The following is a 743-nucleotide window of genomic DNA, read 5'->3' as shown; positions in this document are numbered from 1 at the left end:
GTTTCCCCATTCGGACATCCCCGGATCAAAGCCTGCTTACGGCTCCCCGAGGCATTTCGCTGTTCGCCGCGTCCTTCATCGACTCCTGGCGCCTAGGCATCCTCCGTGCGCTCTTAGTAGCTTAACCATAAGCTCCGGTTCTTCGATTGAGACTCCGTTGTAGAAACATTTCTTGAACACTAAATGATTAGCGGTAGAAACCTCTCTACAAAAGTCGTTTCAATTCGAACAACCTTCGCCTTGCAGTCGAAACTGCGTGGTATAAACTCAGCTAAAGGATGTTTCTATGTTACGCAATTTTCGTATCCAGTTTTCAAGGTGCAAGATGCATTGCATCGTAATGCAATGAATTTGGTGGAGCCAAGGAGGATCGAACTCCTGACCTCCTGCGTGCAAGGCAGGCGCTCTCCCAGCTGAGCTATAGCCCCATAGGAATGATAAATGGTTGGCCTTAGTGGACTCGAACCACCGACCTCACCCTTATCAGGGGTGCGCTCTAACCAGCTGAGCTAAAGGCCATTGATCTCACCTTTGTATATGAAAGAGACTTGCTCTCTCAAAACTGAACATGAGCGATACCTGTCATAGTATCTGACCTTCATCGAGGTCAGGTATATCCTTAGAAAGGAGGTGATCCAGCCGCACCTTCCGATACGGCTACCTTGTTACGACTTCACCCCAATCATCTACCCCACCTTCGGCGGCTGGCTCCTTGCGGTTACCCCACCGACTTCGGGTGTTGT

Annotated in this window: 2 tRNA genes and 2 rRNA genes; all 4 read right to left on the bottom strand. The window is 50.1% G+C overall.

Features of this window, described 5'->3' with window-relative positions:
• A 23S ribosomal RNA gene (locus K0T92_RS25825) occupies positions 1 to 127 on the bottom strand; the annotation flags it as partial.
• Between the two features lie 225 nt (positions 128 to 352).
• Positions 353 to 428, bottom strand: a tRNA-Ala gene (locus tag K0T92_RS25820).
• Between the two features lie 14 nt (positions 429 to 442).
• A tRNA-Ile gene (locus tag K0T92_RS25815) sits at positions 443 to 519 on the bottom strand.
• Between the two features lie 104 nt (positions 520 to 623).
• Positions 624 to 743: ribosomal RNA gene (locus K0T92_RS25810) — 16S ribosomal RNA — on the bottom strand; the annotation flags it as partial.

The organism is Paenibacillus oenotherae, assembly GCF_019443105.1.
Lineage (GTDB): Bacteria > Bacillota > Bacilli > Paenibacillales > Paenibacillaceae > Paenibacillus_Z > Paenibacillus_Z oenotherae.
This window is presented reverse-complemented; position numbering and strand designations above follow the sequence as displayed.